A 20,448-nucleotide genomic window follows, 5' to 3' on the forward strand; every position below is an offset into this window, starting at 1 on the left:
GGCTGTCCCCCAAACCCACACCTTTCCCCGGGGCGCCGCCCCCGGCAAACGGGGCGCGCCCCCCGTCGCCATGTCCGGCCCACCGTGATCCCCGCGTCTTGTCGTCGGCCGCTCCACGCCGCTTGCCGGCGGCTGCTTTCCCCGGGCATGGCCGGTCTGGCCAGGCGCGGTCTTGGCTCGACGCGGCTGGCCTCGGGACTATGTCCCTGATGAGCCTGATGCCTGCCAGTCATCGTGATGACCCACAGGCATCAGGCTCATCAGCAGGTATGCCTGGCTGGGCCTGGCCGCGCTGCCCGGGTCGGCCCGGGTCCGTCTTGCCCCGGCCTGCTCCGGCTGGGCCAGTGGTCGGTAACCGGTGTGGCGCCGGGTAGCTCCGCGGGGTGTCAGCGGGCGGCGGGGGTGAGGTCGACCTCGACGGGCTGTGGGGTGGCCGCGTCGGCGTTGCGGCGGCGGCGCAGCTCGATCGGGAGCACCACCACTGTGACCAGCGCACCGAGCGCACCGGTCACCACGAAGCCCCAGAGCGGCGCGCTGGCGTCGATCACCGCGCCGGCGAGCGGCGCGCCGACCGCGATGCCGACGGTGACCGCGGAGCCGTGCAGACCCATCGCCTCACCGCGTACCTGAGCCGGAACAAGGCGGCTGACCGCGTCCGAGCCCGCCGCGATGGTCGGCGCGCAGAGGGCGCCGGCCGGGATAAGCGCCAGGCACAGCAACCACCAGTGCGCGCCGCCCAGCCCGACCGGAATGGTGCACACGGCCAGCGCGGCGGTCAGTGCCAGCGGGGAGAACGAGCGGTGCACCGCTCCGTAGGCGAAACCGCCGGCCAGCGAGGCGACCGCCCAGATGGCCAGGACCGCGCCGGTCCAGCCGACCTCGCCGCTGGCCCGCAGGACGGCGACCACCGCCACGTCGGTGCCGCCGAGCACCAGGGTCGCCGCGGCGCTGAGCGCCAGGACGGCGAGCAGTCGGGGTGTCAGCCACTCGCGGCGCGGCACCCGGCGCTGTGGGCCGGTGGGCTCGGCGGCGCCGCGGACCGGCGGGTTGACCAGCCACAGCGCGATCCCGGCGGCGACGATGCCGCCACCGACCAGGTACATGGTGGTCTGCGCCGAGATCGCGGTGACCAGGGCCACCGCCAACGCCGGCCCGATCATGAAGGACAGTTCCACCGACATCGAGTCCAGTGCGTAGGCCGGGCGGCGCTGGTCCTCGGGGACCAGCGCGGCGATCGACTGACGGACCACCGAGAAGATGGGCAGGGCCAGGGAGCCGGCCACGAACGCGGCCGGCAGGAGCACGGGGTACGCCAGCGTGGGCGCGGTGGACCAGAAGATCGCCTCGGCGATCCCGGTGAGCACCAGGACCGGGCGTAGTCCACGCCGGTCCACCAGTCGGCCGAGCAGTGGCCCGCCGATCGCCGCGCCCACGGTGACGGCCGCACCCACCAGGCCGGCCGCCCCGTAGCCCCGATCAAGATCGAGCACCACGTGGAAGGTCAGCGTCACCCCGGTCGCGGTGAGCGGGATGCGGGCGAGGACGGCGACCACCAGCAGCGACCGCAGGCCGGGTAGGGCGAGCGCCCGCCGGTAAGGCTTCATGTTCACGTGGGTCCGTACCTCCGGCGACATCCTCGACCGGCGGCGGCCCCATGACCAATTAATTACCGCCTCATGCGGCCCTGATCACAGGCTGGCCGTGCATGACCACCCCGGCGCCCTCCATCGCCCGCAGGGCCACGTCGGTGGTCGCCGGGGCGACGGCGGCGGTCAACTCGAGCAGCACGGTGGTGGCGAAGCCCTCCCGGGCGGCGTCCAACGCGGTTGCCCGGACGCAGTGGTCCGTGGCGATGCCGACCAGGTCGACGGTGTCCACGTCGTGCCGGCGCAGCCAGTCGGCCAGGCACTCGCCGTCGTCGGCATGCCCCTCGAAACCGGAGTACGCCGCCGCGTGCTCGCCCTTGTGAAAGATCGCCTCGACCCGGCCGGTGTTCAGTTCAGGGTGGAATTCCGAACCGCTGGTGCCGACCACGCAGTGCCGGGGCCAGGACTCCACGAAGTCCGGCGGATCGCCGAAGTGGGCACCCGGGTCGACGTGGTAGTCCTTGGTGGCGACCACGTGCGTCCACCGGTCCGGCTCGGAGGCGAGTAACCGGGAGATGCCGGCGGCCACCCCGGCGCCGCCGGCGACGGCCAGCGAGCCGCCCTCGCAGAAGTCGTTCTGCACGTCCACGATGATCAGCGCGTTGGCCATCGGGGGTTTCCCTTCGGGATCGGATCGGCGGAAGGCTCAGCCAGCGGGTACGACGGTGACCGGCACGGCCGGGTCGCCGGCCGAGAGCTTCAGCCCCTCCCACGGGATGGAGATCAGGCACTCCCGCAGGTGCTCCCGTGACTCGTCGAGGGTGGGCAGCGACACCGGCTCACCGGCGACCACGTACGACCGCTGGAGCAGGCGGTCGTTGGGCTGCCGGTCCGGAACACCCTGCGGGACGATGATCTCCTCGGTGGCGGTGCCGGTCGGCTTGTGCCGGCGAACCGCGACCTTCCGGCCGCCGATGGTCGCCTTCTGCTCGGAGCGCTTCACCACCGGCCGCCCCTCGACCTCGACCAGCTTGTAGACCAGCCCGGCGGTCGGTGCCCCGGAGCCGGTGACCACGGCCGTGCCGGCGCCGTACATGTCCACCGGTTCGGCGGCCAGCGCGGCGATCGCGTACTCGTCGAGGTCACCGGAAACGATGATCTTGGTCTCGGTGGCGCCCAGCGAGTCGAGCAACTCCCGGGACTGCTGAGCGATCACCGCGAGGTCGCCGGAATCGATCCGTACCGCCCGCAGCTCCGGCCCGGCCACCGCGATGGCGTTGCGGATGCCCTGGCTGATGTCGTACGTGTCGACCAGCAGCGTGGTGTCCTTGCCCAGCGTGGCGACCTGCGAGGCGAACGCCGCCCGCTCGTCGTCGTGCAGCAGGGTGAACGCGTGCGCCGCCGTGCCCGCCGTCGGGATGCCGTAGCGCGCACCGGCGGCGAGGTTCGACGTGAACCGGAAACCGGCCAGGTACGCGGCCCGCGCCGCGGCCACCGCCGCCTCCTCGTGCGCCCGCCGCGACCCCATCTCGATCAGCGCCCGACCCCGCGCCGCGGTCACCATCCGGGCCGCCGCCGCGGCCACCGCGCTGTCGTGGTTGAGCACGGACAGCGCCAGCGTCTCCAGCACCACACACTCGGCGAATCCGCCGGAGACGGTGAGGATCGGCGAACCGGGAAAGAACAGCTCACCCTCGGCGTACCCGTCGATGTCGCCGGTGAAGCGGTAGTCGGTGAGCCACGCCGCCGCCGTCTCGTCGACCACCCCGGTGCGTAGCAGGAACTCGACCTCGGTGGGGTCGAACCGGAAGTCGCGGATCAGCTCGATCAGCCGGGCCGTCCCGCCCACCACGCCGTACCGGCGGCCGCTCGGCAGTCGGCGGCTGAACACCTCGAAGACACACCGGCGGTCGGCGGTGCCGTCCTTCAGTGCCGCGCTGACCATGGTCAGCTCGTAGTGGTCGGTCAGCAGCGCGGGGCGGTGGATGCTCACCGCCCCAGCCTAAGGTTCAGCTCGGATCGCCGCCGTCGTGGCCCGGGATCGAGCGCAACGCCGCCCACAACTCGGCCCGGCCGGTGACGCCGAGCTTGGCGTAGATCCGCTGAAGGTGGTTCTCCACTGTGCGCGCCGAGAGGTAGAGCCGTTCCGCGATGGCCCGGCTGGGGGCGCCGTGCGCGGCGAGGCGGGCCACCTGCCACTCCCGCTCGGTGAGCACGGGTGCGCCGGCCTGGAGCGCCGGCGTCCGGATCAGGTCACAGCGCCCGAGCAGCCCGGCGAGCCGCTCCCGGGCGTCGTTGGCCGCCGCCGAGTGCTGCCGGCGCAGCCGCTGGACGGCCTGCGAGGTGGCCTCGGCGGCGTACACGGTCAGCTCCAGGGCGGCGTAGTCGTCGGCGACCGCGAGCAGATCGGTCGCGGAGTCGGTCACCGCGGCGCGGGCGTGCCGGGCCAACAGCGGCGGGAGCACCCCGTCGACCCGCTCGGAGAGCTCGGCGAGGCGCTGCGCGACGGTACGCCGGCCACCGTCGGAGCAGGTCGGCCCGACCGCCATGCCCGCCTGGTCCAGTCGGACGAGGTCGTGCAGGACGTGCACCTCGTGCCCGGCGAAGCCGTCCGAGCGCAGCCGTTCCACCAGATCGCCGAGGTGTTTGACCGCGCCCGGCAGGTTACCCGACGCGGCGAGCGACGCGCCCCGAGCCTGCTCCAGCCACGGGTAGAGCACCGCCATGCCCGGCGCGTGGGTGCGGTCGGCTTCGGCCATCGCCGCAACCGCCTGCGCGGCGTCACCGCGCAGCGCCGCCGACTGGACGCGTTCGGCCTGGGCCAGACCGGCGTAGACCCGACTCGTGGCCAGCACCGCGCAGGCGCCCAATGAGGTTCGCATGGCCGCGTCGCTCTGCCCGCGCAGCCGGGCCGCGTACGCCTGGAGGATGGCCAGGTAGCCGGTGCCGAGGCGGAAGTCGCCGGCTCCGGCGAGGTCGGCGAACTCGTCGGCCACGATCGCGTCGATCCCGGCCAGGTCGCCGGTGAGCATGAGCCGGGTGCCTCGGGCCAGCTCCAGGGCCAACTGGAGGTAGGGCATGTCGGTGCGCCAGCTCGCCGCGGCCGAGTGCACCTGGGCGATCGCCGCACCGCTGCGGGTCAGCTCGCCCTGGGCGGCCTGGACGTACGCGATGGTGGAGCGGGCCAGTTCGCGGGCGGCCACGCCGGCCGCCGGGCGGTCCAGTACTCGTCGGCTGAGCTGCACGGCGGCGGCCGTGTCCAGTCGGTGCAGGCGCATGATCGCCTCGAAGGCGTGCACCCGGGACCGGTCGGCGGAGTCGCCGAGCTGCTCGACCCGGCTCGCGATCTCCTCCACCGTGGACTCTCGGCTCAGCCCCCAGTAGTTGACCATGCCGCGTACGGTCAGCCAGCGGCAGAGCCGCCGCTCGTCGCCCGGCTCCGGGGTGACCGCGTCGAGGACGTCGATCGCCTCGTTGGGCCGGTCGGCGAACATCAGGATGGTGGCCAGCAGCTCCGCCGCGTCGTAGCCGCCGTCGGCGTTCAGCGCGGCCCGCGCCAGGCGGGTCGCCAGCGGCACGTCGTAGCGGGTGAACGCCTGCACCGCGGCGTCCAGCAGCAGGGCCGGATTCTGTGCGGTGCCTGAGTCGAGTCGCCAGACGGCCACCCGCAGCAGATCGTCGCGGCGGCGTTTACCGACCTGCTCGAGCAGCTCGGCGAGGTGTGCCTGAAGTCGGCGGGTGCGGCTGACCGGACAGCGCCGACGCATCACCTCGCCGTAGAGCGGGTGCGCCAGCCGGACGTCGGTGCGCCGGTCGTGCTGCACCACGGTGATCAGCCCGCGTTCCTCGGCGGTCTCCACGTCCGACTGGTCGGCGGCCTGTTTGAGCAGGTGCAGGCCCAGTGGTTCGCCGAACGCGACCAGCTCGACGACCGCGCGGACGCCGTCGGTGAGCTTGCCGACCCGGGTGTCGATGAGGTCGGTCAGGTTGGGTGCCAGCTCCAGTCGGCCGGTCCACTTCCAGATCCCGTACGTGCGCTTCAACTCGGCGCTGCCGTTGGCGGCGTGCACCAGCTCGCGCAGCAGCAGCGGGTTGCCGGCCGACAACCGGCCGAGCCGGTCGGCGGAGCCCGCGTCGACCGGGCCGCCCAGGATCGCCGCCAGCAGGTCGGTGGTCTCCTCCGGCGGCATCGGGGCCAGCTCGACGTGCTCGACCAGGTCGTCCGTCCAGAGTGCGCGGATCGGCAGCGGGATCTGTTCGCCGTCGCGCAGGGTGCCGACCACCGTGGCGTTCTCGGCGCGGGCGACCAGGTGCACCAGCGCGGCCGAGGGGGGATCGAGCAGGTGGGCGTCGTCGATGGCGAGCACGATCCGCCGGCCGGCCGCCTGCTGTTGCAGCACGTTGAGCGCCCAGCGCAGGATGCCGGCGGGGGAGAGGCCCTGGGGCTGCTCGGCGGGGAGGACCTGGACCAGCCCGCCGAACGGCAGCGCAGCGGTGGTGGCGCTGGCGGCGATGGACCAGATCGCGAACCGGTCGGTGGGCAACGCGCCCACGCCCTCGCGCAGCAACCGACTCTTGCCGATGCCAGCGCTGCCGCTGAAGAAGAGCCCGCCGCCGGCCTGACCGGTCACCGCCTCCAGCAGGCGGTTGAGCTCATCCGTGCGGCCGACGAACTCCCATCGACTCATTCGCGCAGCATATCGATCGGATTCCGTCCGCGCCCGCACCGTCACGGTACGAAGTTGAGTAGCCGCACAATTACCGGTGAGTATTCGAGGTGTCCCGCGCGGTCGTCAGTCCACCCGTAGTCTTCCGACAACCGGACCGAAATTTTCACGACCGGACCACCGGTCACCTCCAACGGGAGGCACCTGATGAAGCAGGGCCCTCTCCCCTCGGTCGACTCGCCGGACGACATGACCGGCCCAGCCGACCTACCCACCTGCGGCCCGCTCCCCACCCGGGTCGGCGTGTCCGGCCCCGCCCCGGACGAGCCGCTCGGTGTGGTCGCCGTCGGCCCGGCCGGCGCCGAGCGGCGTGCCGTGCTCGCCACCCTGCTCGGGCTCGACCCGGTCATGCTCACCGTGCCCGCCGGCAGTTGGTTGGTGGTGCGCAACGCCAAGGTGCCCACCCGGGCGGCGTTCGTGCCCGGTTACCGCCAGCCGCACTCGTACGGCGCGGACCGGGACGCCGCCGGTCCGGCGTTGGCCCGGCCACCCCGACGGGTCGAGCTGAGCGTGTCCGAGCCGCTGCTGCGGCACTTCACCCTGATCGACGTTCCGGACACCGCCACCCTCGGCGTGTCCGGCACCCGGGTGCTGCTCGACGCGGCGGGCCGCGCCGGCGCGCTGCTCTTCGTGATCGCCGCCGACCAGGCGTTCACCGCCGCTGAGCTGAACCTGCTCGCCGAGGTCGCCCCGACCTCGGTGGAGGTCGTCTTCGCGGTCACCCCCGGCGCGGCGGGTTGGGCTCCGCTGGCCGACGGCGCGGCGACTACGGAGGGCGCGGGGGCGTCCGTCCCGCCGGTCGAGGGTGCGGCGGCCGAGGTGGATGCGGTCGCGGTGACGGTGGAGGCACACCGGGCGGCGCTGCTGGCCGCGGTGCCGGCGCTGGCCGGCGCGCGGTGGTTCCCGGTCGACGGCGCCGAAACCGCCGCCGACCTGCGGCGGGCGCTGGTGGGCTGGTCGTCACGTGAGGGGTTGCGGCGAGCCAGCGTCGACCCACCGGTCCTGCCGGGCCAGCAGGGTCGCGTCGCCGTGGCCGCCGATCCGGGTGACTGGTCCGAACGGCTCGACCGCCACACCCGCTCCTGCGCGCAGCGGATCCGTCAGCACCTCGCCCTGGAGTTGGCGAACATCCACCTGCGGGTCGTTCAGGAGATCGTGTTCGGGGTCGGCTGTGCCGGCCTGCCGGATCTCCTCGACCGGGAGATGGCGGCGTTGTCACTGTTGGCCACCGCGCAGTGCGATCAGGCAATGCGCGACATCGTGACCGACGTCGCGTCCCGGGTGCTCGGCGCGCCGCTGGCAGAAGGCGTGCGACGTCGGATCTCCGCTGCCGTGCGGTACGGCCTGGCCGATCACCGGCCCGGCCAGGACTTGGACAAGGTGTTGTTGATCACCAGCACCGCCGGTGTGGCCGAGTTGACCGGCCCGGAGGCGATCGACGCCGCCGCCAGCTATCCGGCGGCATCCTGGGACGAGGTGCTCCCCCCGGTCGCGGTGGCGCTCTCCGGTGGGTGCTGGCAGCAGTGGCGTACACCCGGCAACGACGACCACAGCGCGGCGCGGGCCTGGTCCCAGCGGGCGGTGCGTGAGGTCGAGTTGGGGTTGTCCAGGGAGGTCTCCCGACGGTTCGAGGTGATCCGCCTCTCGCTGGGCGCGGTGCTCTCCGATGCAGTCGATCACGGCATCCTGCTCGCCTGACGGCGTGCCCGCCGGTCGGTCCGGGTCCGGGCCGGACCCGGGGTCCGATGGCGTCCAGGGCGGGCCGGGCGTGCCCGGGGTGGGTGATCCGCGCCGGGCCGGCGTTCCGGTTCCTCGGTTCCGGGAAACCGGTGGCACGATGGGGGGCATGGCGGCTCCGCAGGTTGTACCGGTCGAGACGCCGGACACTGACGAGGTGCCGGCGTCCGACCGGCAGTGGGTAACGATCGTGTGGGACGACCCGGTGAATCTGATGACGTACGTGACCTGGGTCTTCCAGAAGCTTTTCGGCTACAGCCGGGAGAGGGCCGAGCAGCTGATGCTGGACGTGCACCACAAGGGCCGTGCCGTGGTCTCCACCGGTGCCCGGGAGCGGATGGAGCACGACGCGTCGCAGCTGCACGCGTACGGGCTGTGGGCGACGGTGGACCGATCATGAGCATGTTCCATCGCCAGGCCGGCCGTTACGTCGCCGTCTTCGCCGTCGACGAGGTGCGGGTGTTGCGCAAGGTCGCCTCCGAGGTGGTGGGTCTGCTCACCGATGGCTTCGACCACACCGACCCGGTCGTCGGCCGGCTCTTTCCGGCGGTCTACCCGGAGGACGCTCCGGGCACCGCCGAGTTTCGCCGCTACACCGAGGGCGACCTGAAGACCGCGAAGATCGATCAGGCGGGGGCGATCCTGGCCGCGCTGCCGGACGAAGCCGGCGGCGAGGTGCGGCTGGACGCCGAGGCCGCCGAGGCATGGTTGCGGGCGCTGAACGACGCCCGGCTCGCGATGGGCGTGCGCCTGGAGATCAAGGACGGCACGGATCTGGGCGAGGAGTTGGACGACGCGGTCGCTGAGGACCCGGGTTCCAGCCGGGTGTTCCAGCTTTCGGTCTACGCGTATCTGGGATATCTACAGGAGTCGCTGCTCAACGCCTTGATCGACTAGGGGTGACCGGCACCACTTCGGCCCGTGCTCAACAGGCGTTAGGCTGGTGCACGTGCTGAGCATCGACCGGTCGATCATCGACGCGATCGTCGCCCACGCGCGCCGGGATCACCCCGACGAGGCGTGCGGCGTGGTCGCCGGTCCCGTCGGCAGCGACACCCCGACCCGGCACATCCCGATGGACAATGCCGCGCGGTCGATGACCTTCTACGAGTTCGACTCGATGGAGCACCTGCGGGTGTGGCGCGAGATGGACGACCGGGACGAGGAGCCCGTCGTCATCTACCACTCGCACACCGCCACCGAGGCGTACCCGTCGCGGACGGATGTGTCCTTCGCCGGTGAGCCGGGGGCGCACTACCTGCTCGTCTCGACCCGTGAGCCCGACTCGGAGGAGATCCGGTCGTTCCGGATCGTCGACGGCGTGATCACCGAGGAGCCGGTCCGTGTCGTGGAGGCCGGCGTCGACCCGCACGCCGTCCAGTCCTACATGTTCGGGCAGAGCCCGGCGACGGTCGATTACGAGTGTTCCGGCCGCTGACCTGTCAGCGCCCGCAGCCGTCTCGTCCCGTCACCGTAGGCACACCCGACCGAGGAGTTCGACATCATGGCCATTGAGGTTCGCATCCCCACCATCCTGCGCAGCTACACCGGCGGCGCCAAGGTCGTCGACGGCACCGGCGACACGCTCGCCGATCTGCTCACCGACCTGGATTCCCGGCACGGCGGTCTGCGCGGCCGGCTGATCACCGACGGGGGCACGCTGCACCGCTTCGTCAACGTCTACGTGAACGACGAGGATGTCCGCTTCCTCGGCGCGCTGGACGCGAAGCTCTCCGACGGCGACAGCGTCACCATCCTGCCGGCCGTGGCCGGCGGCGCGTTCGGCTTCGCCGCGGCAGCGGCGATCAGCTCACACAGCGCCGCGGCAGCGGCGATCAGCTCGCACAGCGCCGCCGCCCGCGACGCCGTCGCGGCTCGCTGAGGTCGGCCGCCATGGCGCGGTACGACAGCCTGCTCGACGCCTGCGGGGGTACGCCGCTGGTCGGCCTGCCCCGGCTCTCCCCGACGGTGCCCGACGGGGCCCCTCCGGTGCGGCTCTGGGCCAAGCTGGAGGACCGCAACCCCACCGGCAGCATCAAGGATCGCGCGGCGCTGTTCATGGTCCGGGCGGCGGAGGAGGCTGGCCGACTCCGCGCGGGTGACACCATCCTCGAACCGACGAGTGGCAACACCGGCATCTCGTTGGCGATGGTGGCGAAGCTGCGCGGCTACCGACTGGTCTGCGTGATGCCGGAGAACGTCTCCACCGAGCGGGTTCAGCTGCTCCGGATGTACGGGGCCGAGATCATCTTCTCGCCGGCGGCGGGTGGTTCCAACCAGGCCGTCGCCACCGCCAAGCAGATCGCCGTCGAGCACCCCGACTGGGTGATGCTCTACCAGTACGGCAACGAGGCCAACGCGCGGGCGCATTACGAGACGACCGGGCCGGAGCTGCTGCACGACCTGCCCAGCATCACGCACTTCGTGGCCGGGCTGGGCACCACCGGCACCCTGATGGGCGCCGGGCGTTACCTGCGGGAAAAGGTCGAGGGCATTCAGGTCGTGGCCGCCGAGCCGCGCTACGGCGAGTTGGTCTACGGCCTGCGCAACATCGACGAGGGGTACGTGCCGGAGCTCTACGACGCCTCGGTGCTCTCCCGGCGGTTCTCGGTCGGCACCCGGGACGCGGTGTTGCGCACCCGCCAGTTGGTGGAGGTGGAGGGCATCTTCGCCGGGTTCTCCACCGGTGCCATCCTGCACGCCGCGCTGGCGGTGGCGCACGAGGCGGTGCGCGACGGCCGGCGGGCCGACGTTGCCTTCGTGGTCTGTGACGGCGGGTGGAAGTACCTGTCCACCGGCGCCTACGGCGGCACGCTCGCCGATGCCGAGGACGCCCTGGAGGGGCAGCTCTGGGCCTGACCGATCTGGTCTGCCGATTACGGGCCGTCGACATATGTCGACGGCCCGTTCGCTGCCCGGCGTACCGCGAGCCGGTGTCACGTTCGTGACAACTTCCGTTGGATGATTCTTGCTGCCGCGCGCTCCAGCGTAGGCTGCGCAGCGTGGCGTACGCGTCGGTAGAGATCATGCCCGGGGCTGTCGCCGGCACGGGTGCTACTGATAGTGACAGCGAGACCACTCGATGCGATTGACCGTTCTGGGAAGCGCGGGCAGTTTCCCCGGCCCCGAGTCCCCCTGCTCGGCCTACCTCGTCGAGGCCGACGGCTTCCGGCTTCTGGTCGACTTCGGCTCCGGGTCGCTGTCCAGCCTCCAGCGGTACGCGGGGTTGCACGCCCCGGACGCGATCCTGCTGACCCACCTGCACTGTGACCACATGTTCGACGCCGTGCTGTACGTGGTGGTGCGCCGGTACGCCCCGGACGGCCCCTACCCGGCGCTGCCGGTGTACGCGCCCGCGGGCGCCCCGGACCGGCTCAGCGCCGCGTACGGGGACGACGGTTCGGTGGAGGACGTGTACCAGTTCTACGCGCTCCAGCCGGGCACCTTCCCGATCGGCCCGTTCACGGTCACCGTCGACCGGGTCAACCACCCCGTCGAGACGTACGGCGTGCGGCTGGAGCACGACGGTCGTTCGCTGTGCTACTCGTCGGACACCGCGCCCTGCGAGGCGCTGCTGCGACTGGCCCAGAACGCCGACGTGTTCCTCTGCGAGGCCAGTTACCTCGACGGCATGGACAATCCGCCGGATCTGCACCTGACCGGTCGGGAGGCGGGCGAGGCGGCGACCAAGGCCGCGGTGGGTCGGCTGCTGCTCACCCACCTGGTGCCCGCCTGGGGCAGCGAGGCGCACACCCTGGAGTCGGCCGCCTCCGCGTACACCGGGCCACTCGAGGTGGTCCGACCCGGCGCCAGCTACGACATCTGACGGCCCGTCCGGTTCGCGTGGCCGGGCCGCGGTGTCGTGCCGTCCGGCAGGTGCGCGAGCGGTACGCCGGTGCCACCGAACTGCTGTTGGTGCACGGCGCGGACGTTCCCCGGGGCACCCCGAGCGAGGTGGATCGCCGCACCGCATAGGGTGCAGGGATGGCGCGACCTGACGGGCGAGGGCCCTCTCAACTTCGACCGGTGACAGTGACCCGTGGCTGGAGCACCAATCCGGAGGGCTCGGTGCTCGTCGAGTTCGGCGGCACCCGGGTGCTCTGCACGGCGAGCGTCACCGAGGGGGTGCCCCGCTGGCGCAAGGGCTCCGGGCTCGGCTGGGTGACCGCCGAGTACGCGATGCTGCCCCGGGCCACCAACACCCGATCCGACCGGGAGAGCGTCAAGGGCCGGGTCGGTGGCCGTACCCATGAGATCTCCCGGCTGATCGGCCGCAGCCTGCGGGCCAGCATCGACCTCAAGGCGCTCGGCGAGAACTCGATAGTGCTCGACTGCGACGTGCTCCAGGCCGACGGCGGCACCCGCACGGCCGCGATCACCGGTGCCTACGTCGCGTTGCACGACGCGGTGGGCTGGCTCGCCGCCCGCAAGGCGTTGGCCGGCAAGCCGGAGAAGGTGATGCACCGGTCGGTGGCCGCGGTCAGCGTGGGGATCATCGCGGGGGAGGCCCGGCTCGACCTCTGCTACGAGGAGGACGTCGCCGCCGAGGTGGACATGAACGTGGTGTGCACCGGCGCGGGCGACTTCGTCGAGGTGCAGGGCACCGGCGAGGCGGGCGTGTTCGCCCGCGACCAGCTCGACGCCCTGCTCGACCTGGCCGTCGCGGGCTGCGCGGATCTGGCCGAAGCCCAGCGGAAGGCTCTTACCTCATGAACAAGGTCCTGCTCGCCACCCGTAACCGGAAGAAGCTGGTCGAGCTTCAGCGGATCCTGGACGGCGCGCTCGGCGCGCACCGGATCGCCCTGCTCGGGCTGGACGACATCGAGCAGTACGCGGAGCTGCCGGAGACCGGCCTGACCTTCGGCGAGAACGCGCTGATCAAGGCGCGGGAGGGTTGCCGGCAGAGCGGGCTGCCCACCATCGCCGACGATTCCGGGCTCGCGGTCGACGCGCTCAACGGGATGCCGGGGGTGTTCAGCGCCCGCTGGTCCGGCAAGCACGGCGACGACCGGGCCAACCTTCAGCTGGTACTGGATCAGATCGCCGACGTGCCGGACGAGCACCGGGCGGCGTCCTTCGTCTGCACGGTGGCGCTGGTGCTGCCCGGCGGCAAGGAGCACCTGGTCGACGGCCGGCAGACCGGCCGGGTGCTGCGCGCGCCGCGCGGCGACGGCGGGTTCGGCTACGACCCCATCTTCCTGGGCGACGGCCAGGACCGGACCAATGCCGAGCTGACCCCGGCCGAGAAGGACGCGATCAGCCACCGGGGCAAGGCACTGCGGGAACTGGCCAAGCTGGTCGCCAAGGTACTGCCGCCCGCCGCCTGACGGGCGCGAAGCTGCTGCCGCCCGCCGCCTGACGGGCGCGAGGTGCTGCCGCCCGCCGCCTGACCCGCGACGGACGACAGCGACCCGACTGAGGTCAGCTCAGCGGGCCGACCTCCCGCTCGATGGCGGCGCGCAGCTCCGGCCCGGCGACGACGGCGCGGGCCGCCTCCATCACCGGCGCGAGGAACACGTCCGGGCCGGGCTCGCCGGCCGCCGCACCGAGCGCGGCGACGGCCGCCCGGCCGGCCGGGGACGGCTCCAGCGGTGCGCGCAGCTGGAGACCGCGTACGCCGGCCAGCAACTCCACCGCGAGCAGGCTGGTGAGGTTGTCCAGCACGGTGCGCAGTTTCTTGGCCGCTGCCCAGCCCATCGAGACGTGGTCCTCCTGCATTCCGCTGGTGGGCAGCGAGTCCACCGACGCGGGGGCAGCCAGCCGACGGTTCTCGGCGACGATCCCGGCCGCCGTGTACTGGGCGATCATCAGCCCGGAGTTGACCCCGGCGTCGGGGGAGAGGAACGCCGGCAGATCCCGGGAGCGGGTGACGTCGAGCAGTCGGTCCACCCGCCGCTCGGCGATCGCGCCCACCTCGGCGGCGGCGATGGCGAGGAAGTCCGCCGCGAAGCCGAGCGGCGCGCCGTGGAAGTTGCCTGTCGACTCGACCCGGCCGTCCGGCAGCACCACCGGGTTGTCCACCACGGACACCAGCTCCCGGGCCGAAACCGTGCGGACGAAGTCCAGGGTGTCCCGGGCCGCTCCGGCCACCTGCGGCGCGCAGCGCATCGAGTACGCGTCCTGTACGGCGTGCGCCAGGTCGTCGCGGTGCGAGTCCATCACCCGGGAGTCCTGCAACAGCCGGTGGATGTTCGCCGCCGACGCCGCCTGACCGGGGTGCGGCCGGATCGCGTGCAGCTCGGGCAGGAACGGCCGCTCCGAGCCGAGCATCGCCTCGATGGCCAGCGCGGCCGTCACGTCCGCCATGGCGAACAGGTGCGCCGCGTCGTGGATGGCCAGCAGCAGCATGCCGAGCATGCCGTCGGTGCCGTTGATCAGCGCCAGCCCCTCCTTGGCGGCCAGCTCGATCGGCTTGAGCCCGGCGGCGGTCAGCGCCTCGGCCGCGTCCTGCCGCTCACCGGCCGGGCCGAGCACCCAGCCCTCGCCGAGCAGCACCAGCGCGCAGTGCGCCAGCGGCGCCAGGTCGCCGGAGGCGCCCAGCGAGCCGTGCTCCGGCACCCACGGGGTGATGTCGTGGTTGAGCAGGTCGACCAGGGCCTCGGCGACCAGCGGCCGGACCCCGGAGCGGCCCAGCGCGAGAGAGCGGACCCGCAGCAGCATCATGGCCCGGACCACCTCCCGCGGCATCGGGGCGCCCACCCCGGCGGCGTGCGAGCGGATCAGCGCGTGCTGCAGCTCGGCCCGCCGCTCCGGCGCGACGAACGTGTTGGCCAGCGCGCCGAAGCCGGTGGAGACCCCGTAGACGGGACGGCCGGACGACTCGATGCCGTCCACGATGGCCCGGCTGGTCGCCATCGCGTCGATGGTGGCCCGGGCGAGGACGACAGTGGCGGTGCCACGGGCCACCGTGAGCACGTCGTCGGCGGTGATCCCGCTGGGCTGGATGGTCACGTTCGTCATTGCGGGACTCCGTTGCGTATTACCTGGCGGATCAGGGGGACGCCGGGCCGGTAGGCCAGGTGCAGGTACGACGGCGCGTCGAGGATGACCAGGTCGGCCCGCGCGCCGGGGGTGAGCACACCGATGTCGTCGCGGCGCAGCGCCCGCGCGCCACCGGCGGTGGCGGCCCAGACCGCCTCCGCCGGGGTCATCCGCATCTCACGGACCGCGAGGGCCACGCAGAACGGCATCGACGAGGTGTACGACGAGCCGGGGTTGCAGTCCGTCGCCAGCGCCACGGTGACCCCGGAGTCGAGCAGCCGGCGGGCGTCCGGGTAGGGCGAGCGGGTGGAGAACTCCGCGCCGGGCAGCAGGGTCGCCACCGTGCGGGTGCCCGACCCGTCGCTGTGGGCGGTGTCGGCCAGCGCGGCCACGTCGGCGTCGCTCAGGTGGGTGCAGTGGTCGACACTTGCCGCGTCCAGCTCCACGCCCAGCCGCACCCCGGGGCCGGGGCCGAGCTGGTTGGCGTGCAGCCGTACGCCCAGTCCGGCGGCCTGCCCGCAGGCCAGGATGGCGCGGGCGTGGTCCACGTCGAAGGCGCCCCGCTCGCAGAACACGTCGATCCACTTCGCGTACGGAGCGGCGGCGGCGAGCATCGGCCCGCAGACCAGCCCGACGTAGTCGTCGGGGCGGTCGGCGTACTCGGCGGGCACCACGTGCGCGCCCAGGAAGGTGGTTTCGGTGCTGACCTCGGCGGCGATCCGGAGCGAGCGGGCCTCGTCGGCGACGGTCAGCCCGTACCCACTCTTGATCTCCATGGTGGTGGTGCCCTGGCGCAGCGCCTCCCCGCGCAGCCGGCGCACTGTGGCCCGCAGTTCATCGTCGGTGGCGGCCCGGGTCGCGCCGACGGTGGTCCGGATGCCGCCGCCGGTGTAGGGCTGACCGGCCATCCGGGCGGCGAACTCGGCGGCCCGGTCCCCGGCGAAGACCAGGTGGGCGTGACTGTCCACGAAACCGGGCAGCACGGCGGCCCCAGCGGCGTCGACGTGATGGTCGGCGGCCGGCGCGTACCCGGACGGCCCGACCCAGACCACCCGGCCCTCCTCGATCAGCACGGCGGCGTTGCGGCGGATGCCGAGCGGACCCTCGCCGGCGCCGTTGGTGACCAGCTCCCCGATGTTGTCGACCAGCAGGCTGCTCATGAGGGGAGCACCGCCTCGATCGCGGACGACAACTCGGCCGGCACGTCGACGGTCAGGTGTCGGCCCTCGGCCACCACCACCCGACCGTCCACCACGACCTGCTCGACGTCCGCCGCGCCGGCCGCGAAGAACACGCCCACCGGCGGCACCCCGGCGGTGCGGGCGCTGTCCAGTCGTACCGTCACCAGGTCGGCGCGGGCGCCCACGGCGATCCTCCCGGCGTCGGCCCAGCCCAGCGCGGCGTGCCCGGCGGAGCTGGCCGCCGTCAGCAGGTCGAGCGGCGCGAAGTGGCCGCGCCGGCGGGTACGCAGCCGTTCGTCAAGCTCCACCGCCCTGGCCTCCTCGAACAGGTCGATCACGGCGTGGCTGTCGCTGCCGAGGCTCAACCGGATGCCCGCGTCGGCCATCAGCCGGGCCGGGCCGATCCCGTCGGCGAGGTCCCGTTCGGTGGTCGGGCAGAGGCACACCCCGGTCCGGGTGTCGCCGAGCAGGGTCAGGTCGGCGCTGGTGGGGTGGGTGGCGTGTACGGCCGTGGTGTGCGGCCCGAGCACGCCGTGCTCGGCGAGCAGCGCGGTGGGCGTACGCCCGTGCACGGCCCGGCACTCGTCGTTCTCGGCGGGCTGCTCGGAGAGGTGCACGTGCAGCGGTGCCGGCCGCTCCCGGGCCCAGTCGCCGACCACGCGGAGTTGATCGGCCGGCACCGCCCGAACCGAGTGCACGGCCGCGCCGACCCGGACGTGCGAGTCTGACGGCTGGAACGCGGTGACCCGCTCGACCCAGCGGCCCGCGTCACCGTCGCCGAATCGGCGTTGCGGGCCGGTGAGGGGCCGACCATCCACGCTGGAGGTCAGGTAGCAGGTGTCCAGCAGCGTGAGCCGGATCCCGGCGTGCGCGGCAGCCTCCACCAGCGCCGCGCCCATCGCGTTCGGGTCGTCGTACGCGCCGCCGTCCCGCCGGTGGTGCAGGTAGTGGAACTCGCCCACACCTGTGATCCCGGCGAGCGCCATCTCGGCGTAGACCGCCCGGGCCAGGGCGAGGTAGGTGTCCGGGTCCAGCCGGTCCGCGACGGCGTACATCTGGTCCCGCCAGGTCCAGAAGTCACCCCGCCCGCCGTGGGTACGCCCGCGCAGCGCCCGGTGGAAGGCGTGCGAGTGCACGTTGGCCAGGCCGGGCACTGTCAGGCCGGGCAGCGGCACCGTGTCGCCGTACACCCCGACTCCGGCCGGTGGCCGGCTGCCGGGGGTCAGCGGCGTGACCCCGGTGATCCGACCGTCGTCGACCTCGATCAGCACGTCGGGGGTGGGCTCGGCGTGCTTGGGCAGCCAGGCGTACTCGGCGAGCCAGCGGGTCGGTGTCACCGGCATGTCAGCTCCTCCAGCGCCCGGGCCAGTGCCCGTACCCCGGCCGCGCAGTCGTCGTCGGTCGCGGCCTCGGCGGGGGAGTGCGAGACGCCTGTCGGGTTGCGCACGAAGAGCATCGCGGTGGGCAGGTACGCGGCGAGCACCCCGGCGTCGTGCCCCGCGCCGGTGGCCAGCACCGGCGCGTCGAGCAGCGTGGCCAGTCGGTCGGCCAACCCGCCGTCGAAGGCGACCACCGGGGTCACCGACTCCTCGGTGACGGTCACCGTCGTACCGTCGCGGCGGGCCCGCTCGGCGAGCTTGCCGCGCACCGCGTCGACCAACCCCGCCAGGGTCTCCGGGTCGGCGGCGCGGGCGTCCAGCCAACCGGTCACCTTCGACGGGATCGCGTTGGTGGCGTTGGGTTCGACGGCGACCCGGCCCACTGTGGCGTGCGCGCCGCGCAGCCGGGCCTCCTTGTTGGCCGCCAGCACCGTGAACGCGTAGGTCAGCATCGGGTCGCGGCGGTCGGCCATCCGGGTGGTGCCCGCGTGGTTGCCCTCGCCGACGACGTCGAAGCGCCACCGGCCGTGCGGCCAGATCGCGCTGGCCACCGCGACCGGCGCGTCCGTGTCGGCGAGGGCGCGGCCCTGCTCGACGTGCAACTCCACGAACGCGCCGAACCGGCCCAGCAGCTCCGGCCGGGCGCCCGCCGGCCGGTCACCGAGCGCCTCGGCGAAGCTCACCCCGGCCGCGTCGCGCAGGCCGGCCGCGCGTTCGGCCGACAGCGCCCCGGTGAGCAGCCGCGACCCCAGACACGGTACGCCGAACCGTGCGCCCTCCTCCTCGACGAACGCACCCAGCACCAGCGGCCGGCCGGGGGTCACGCCGGCGGCCCGCAGCTCGTCCACGGCGAGGAACGCGCTGACGATGCCGAGCGGCCCGTCGTACGCCCCGCCGTGTGGCACCGAGTCGAAGTGGCTGCCGGTGAGCACCGCGGCGGGCGCTTCCGGGTCACCCCAGTGGGCGAAGAGGTTGCCGTTGCCGTCCTCGGTGACCGGCATGGCCCGGCGCTCGGCCTGAGCGCGGAACCAGGCCCGCAGCTCCTGTTCCGGCTCGGTCAACGCGTACCGCAGGTAGCCGCCGCTGTCGGCGTCCCGCCCGACCGGCGCGATCTCGTCCCACAGCGTCCGGAACCGGGCGGGAAGGTCGTCGCTCACGCGGGTCCACCCTCGCTCATGGGCACCCGGACCCCGGTGCGCTCGGCCACCTCGCGCGCGGTGTCGTAGCCGGCGTCGACGTGCCGGATGACTCCCATCGCCGGGTCGTTGGTGAGCACCCGCTCGATCTTCTGACCGGCGAGGGGAGTGCCGTCGGCCACACACACCTGCCCGGCGTGGATGGACCGGCCGATGCCCACCCCGCCACCGTGGTGGATGGACACCCAGGAAGCCCCACTGGCCGTGTTGACCAGCGCGTTGAGCAGCGGCCAGTCGGCGATCGCGTCGGAGCCGTCGGCCATCCCCTCGGTCTCCCGGTACGGGCTCGCGACGCTGCCGGTGTCCAGGTGGTCCCGGCCGATCACCACCGGGGCGGAGAGTTCGCCGGAGGCCACCATGTCGTTGAACCGCACGCCTGCCTTGTCCCGTTCGCCCTGGCCGAGCCAGCAGATCCGGGCCGGCAGGCCCTGGAAGGCGACCCGCTCGCCGGCCAACTTGATCCAGCGGGCCAGCGACTCGTTCTCCGGGAACAGGTCGAGGATGGCCCGGTCGGTGGCCGCGATGTCGGCCGGGTCGCCGGAGAGCGCCGCCCACCGGAACGGACCCCTGCCCTCACAGAACAACGGCCGGATGTACGCCGGCACGAACCCAGGGAAGTCGAAGGCGCGCTGGTACCCGCCGAGCTGCGCCTCGCCCCGGATCGAGTTGCCGTAGTCGAACACCTCGGCGCCGGCGTCGAGGAAGCCGACCATCGCCTCGACGTGCCTCGCCATCGACGCGCGGGCCCGGTCGGTGAACTCGGCCGGCTTGGCGGCGGCGTAGTCCCGGGCCTCGGCCAGCTCCACCCCCACCGGCAGGTACGCCAGGGGGTCGTGCGCGCTGGTCTGGTCGGTCACGATGTCGATCTCGACGCCACGGTTCAGCAGATCGGGGAAGACCTCGGCGGCGTTGCCGACCACGCCGACGCTCAGCGCACGGCGCTCCCGCTTCGCCGCGCGGACCCGAGCGATCGCGTCGTCCAGGGAATCGGCGACCTCATCCAGGTAGCGGTCGTGCACCCGACGGTCCAGCCGGGTGCGGTCCACGTCGACGATCAGGCAGACGCCGCCGTTCATGGTGACCGCGAGTGGCTGCGCGCCGCCCATGCCGCCGCAGCCGGCGGTGAGCGTCAGCGTGCCGGCGAGAGTGCCCTGGCTCTGCCCCTGCCCGTCGCCGCGGGCGTCGGCGATCTTGGCGGCCACCGCCGCGAACGTCTCGTAGGTGCCCTGGAGGATGCCCTGGGTGCCGATGTAGATCCAGGATCCGGCCGTCATCTGCCCGTACATGGTCAGGCCGAGCTGTTCGAGGCGGCGGAACTCCGGCCAGGTCGCCCAGTCGCCGACCAGGTTCGAGTTGGCCAGCAGCACCCGCGGCGCCCACTCGTGGGTGCGCATCACCCCGACCGGGCGGCCCGACTGCACCAGCATCGTCTCGTCCTCGCGCAGGTCGGTCAGCGTACGCACCAACGCGTGGTACGACGGCCAGTCCCGCGCCGCCTTGCCGGTGCCGCCGTAGACCACCAGGTCGTCGGGGCGCTCGGCCACCTCAGGGTCGAGGTTGTTCATCAACATCCGCAGGGCTGCCTCCTGCTGCCACCCGCGGGTGGTGAGCTGGCTGCCCCGTGCGGCGCGAATGGGCTGGGTCATCTCTGGTTCTCCTCC

The 20,448-nt window shown here is 73.0% G+C and carries 18 protein-coding genes; 9 read left to right on the plus strand and 9 right to left on the minus strand.

Going from position 1 to position 20,448, the window contains the following annotated elements:
- Positions 1 to 386 precede the first annotated feature (386 nt).
- Genes ABZU52_RS00445 through ABZU52_RS00460 form a run of 4 tightly spaced genes read right to left on the minus strand, consistent with a single transcriptional unit; the run spans position 387 to position 6,274 of the window.
- Positions 387 to 1,634, minus strand: coding sequence for an MFS transporter (locus tag ABZU52_RS00445; protein WP_354968951.1), 1,248 nt, complete (start codon positions 1,632 to 1,634; stop codon positions 387 to 389).
- A 40-nt stretch (positions 1,635 to 1,674) separates the two neighbouring features.
- Complete coding sequence (locus ABZU52_RS00450; RefSeq protein WP_354968952.1) at positions 1,675 to 2,256, minus strand: isochorismatase family protein; 582 nt, start codon at positions 2,254 to 2,256, stop codon at positions 1,675 to 1,677.
- Between the two features lie 36 nt (positions 2,257 to 2,292).
- On the minus strand, positions 2,293 to 3,579 hold the full coding sequence (locus tag ABZU52_RS00455; protein ID WP_354968953.1) for a nicotinate phosphoribosyltransferase: 1,287 nt from the start codon (positions 3,577 to 3,579) through the stop codon (positions 2,293 to 2,295).
- 16 nt (positions 3,580 to 3,595) lie between these two features.
- Entirely contained in the window at positions 3,596 to 6,274 is a 2,679-nt protein-coding gene (locus ABZU52_RS00460) for a LuxR C-terminal-related transcriptional regulator (RefSeq protein WP_354968954.1), read from the minus strand.
- Positions 6,275 to 6,460: 186 nt separating this feature from the next.
- Here ABZU52_RS00460 and ABZU52_RS00465 point away from each other — a divergent pair, with 186 nt between their 5' ends.
- The 9 genes from ABZU52_RS00465 to rdgB all read left to right on the plus strand — a co-directional run bounded on the left by ABZU52_RS00465 (position 6,461) and on the right by rdgB (position 13,377).
- Positions 6,461 to 8,011 carry a hypothetical protein gene (locus tag ABZU52_RS00465; RefSeq protein WP_354968955.1) on the plus strand — a complete coding sequence of 517 codons (1,551 nt, stop codon included), beginning with the start codon at positions 6,461 to 6,463 and terminating at the stop codon, positions 8,009 to 8,011.
- A 148-nt stretch (positions 8,012 to 8,159) separates the two neighbouring features.
- Positions 8,160 to 8,450 carry an ATP-dependent Clp protease adapter ClpS gene (gene clpS, locus ABZU52_RS00470; RefSeq protein ID WP_030331276.1) on the plus strand — a complete coding sequence of 97 codons (291 nt, stop codon included), beginning with the start codon at positions 8,160 to 8,162 and terminating at the stop codon, positions 8,448 to 8,450.
- A complete protein-coding gene (locus ABZU52_RS00475) occupies positions 8,447 to 8,947 on the plus strand; it encodes a DUF2017 domain-containing protein (protein WP_354968956.1) in 501 nt (166 codons plus the stop codon). The genes clpS and ABZU52_RS00475 overlap by 4 nt, the downstream gene beginning before the upstream one ends.
- A 52-nt stretch (positions 8,948 to 8,999) precedes the next feature.
- Positions 9,000 to 9,488 carry a M67 family metallopeptidase gene (locus tag ABZU52_RS00480; RefSeq protein ID WP_112736296.1) on the plus strand — a complete coding sequence of 163 codons (489 nt, stop codon included), beginning with the start codon at positions 9,000 to 9,002 and terminating at the stop codon, positions 9,486 to 9,488.
- Between the two features lie 66 nt (positions 9,489 to 9,554).
- Complete coding sequence (locus ABZU52_RS00485; protein ID WP_354968957.1) at positions 9,555 to 9,932, plus strand: MoaD family protein; 378 nt, start codon at positions 9,555 to 9,557, stop codon at positions 9,930 to 9,932.
- Between the two features lie 11 nt (positions 9,933 to 9,943).
- Positions 9,944 to 10,909: a pyridoxal-phosphate dependent enzyme gene (locus tag ABZU52_RS00490; protein WP_354968958.1), complete on the plus strand. Its 966-nt coding sequence runs from the start codon at positions 9,944 to 9,946 to the stop codon at positions 10,907 to 10,909.
- Between the two features lie 223 nt (positions 10,910 to 11,132).
- The gene (locus tag ABZU52_RS00495) at positions 11,133 to 11,876 is read left to right on the plus strand and encodes an MBL fold metallo-hydrolase (protein WP_354968959.1); all 744 of its coding nucleotides are present in this window, start codon (positions 11,133 to 11,135) and stop codon (positions 11,874 to 11,876) included.
- Positions 11,877 to 12,034: 158 nt separating this feature from the next.
- Positions 12,035 to 12,763 carry a ribonuclease PH gene (gene rph / locus ABZU52_RS00500; protein WP_354968960.1) on the plus strand — a complete coding sequence of 243 codons (729 nt, stop codon included), beginning with the start codon at positions 12,035 to 12,037 and terminating at the stop codon, positions 12,761 to 12,763.
- Positions 12,760 to 13,377 carry an RdgB/HAM1 family non-canonical purine NTP pyrophosphatase gene (rdgB, locus tag ABZU52_RS00505; RefSeq protein ID WP_354968961.1) on the plus strand — a complete coding sequence of 206 codons (618 nt, stop codon included), beginning with the start codon at positions 12,760 to 12,762 and terminating at the stop codon, positions 13,375 to 13,377. Before rph ends, rdgB begins: the two co-directional genes overlap by 4 nt.
- 94 nt (positions 13,378 to 13,471) lie before the next feature.
- On the opposite strand, the gene hutH is transcribed toward rdgB, so the two are convergent.
- The 5 genes from hutH to hutU are packed head-to-tail and all read right to left on the minus strand — an operon-like array spanning position 13,472 to position 20,433.
- A complete protein-coding gene (gene hutH / locus ABZU52_RS00510; protein ID WP_354968962.1) occupies positions 13,472 to 15,010 on the minus strand; it encodes a histidine ammonia-lyase in 1,539 nt (512 codons plus the stop codon).
- Positions 15,007 to 16,191: an imidazolonepropionase gene (gene hutI, locus ABZU52_RS00515; protein ID WP_354968963.1), complete on the minus strand. Its 1,185-nt coding sequence runs from the start codon at positions 16,189 to 16,191 to the stop codon at positions 15,007 to 15,009. The genes hutH and hutI overlap by 4 nt, the downstream gene beginning before the upstream one ends.
- Positions 16,188 to 17,555: a formimidoylglutamate deiminase gene (locus ABZU52_RS00520; RefSeq protein WP_354968964.1), complete on the minus strand. Its 1,368-nt coding sequence runs from the start codon at positions 17,553 to 17,555 to the stop codon at positions 16,188 to 16,190. Before ABZU52_RS00520 ends, hutI begins: the two co-directional genes overlap by 4 nt.
- Complete coding sequence (locus tag ABZU52_RS00525; RefSeq protein WP_354968965.1) at positions 17,546 to 18,748, minus strand: allantoate amidohydrolase; 1,203 nt, start codon at positions 18,746 to 18,748, stop codon at positions 17,546 to 17,548. The genes ABZU52_RS00520 and ABZU52_RS00525 overlap by 10 nt, the downstream gene beginning before the upstream one ends.
- Positions 18,745 to 20,433 carry a urocanate hydratase gene (gene hutU / locus ABZU52_RS00530; RefSeq protein ID WP_354968966.1) on the minus strand — a complete coding sequence of 563 codons (1,689 nt, stop codon included), beginning with the start codon at positions 20,431 to 20,433 and terminating at the stop codon, positions 18,745 to 18,747. The genes ABZU52_RS00525 and hutU overlap by 4 nt, the downstream gene beginning before the upstream one ends.
- Between the last annotated feature and the right edge of the window lie 15 nt (positions 20,434 to 20,448).

This window comes from Micromonospora sp. NPDC005220 (assembly GCF_040607895.1).
Taxonomy (GTDB): domain Bacteria; phylum Actinomycetota; class Actinomycetes; order Mycobacteriales; family Micromonosporaceae; genus Micromonospora.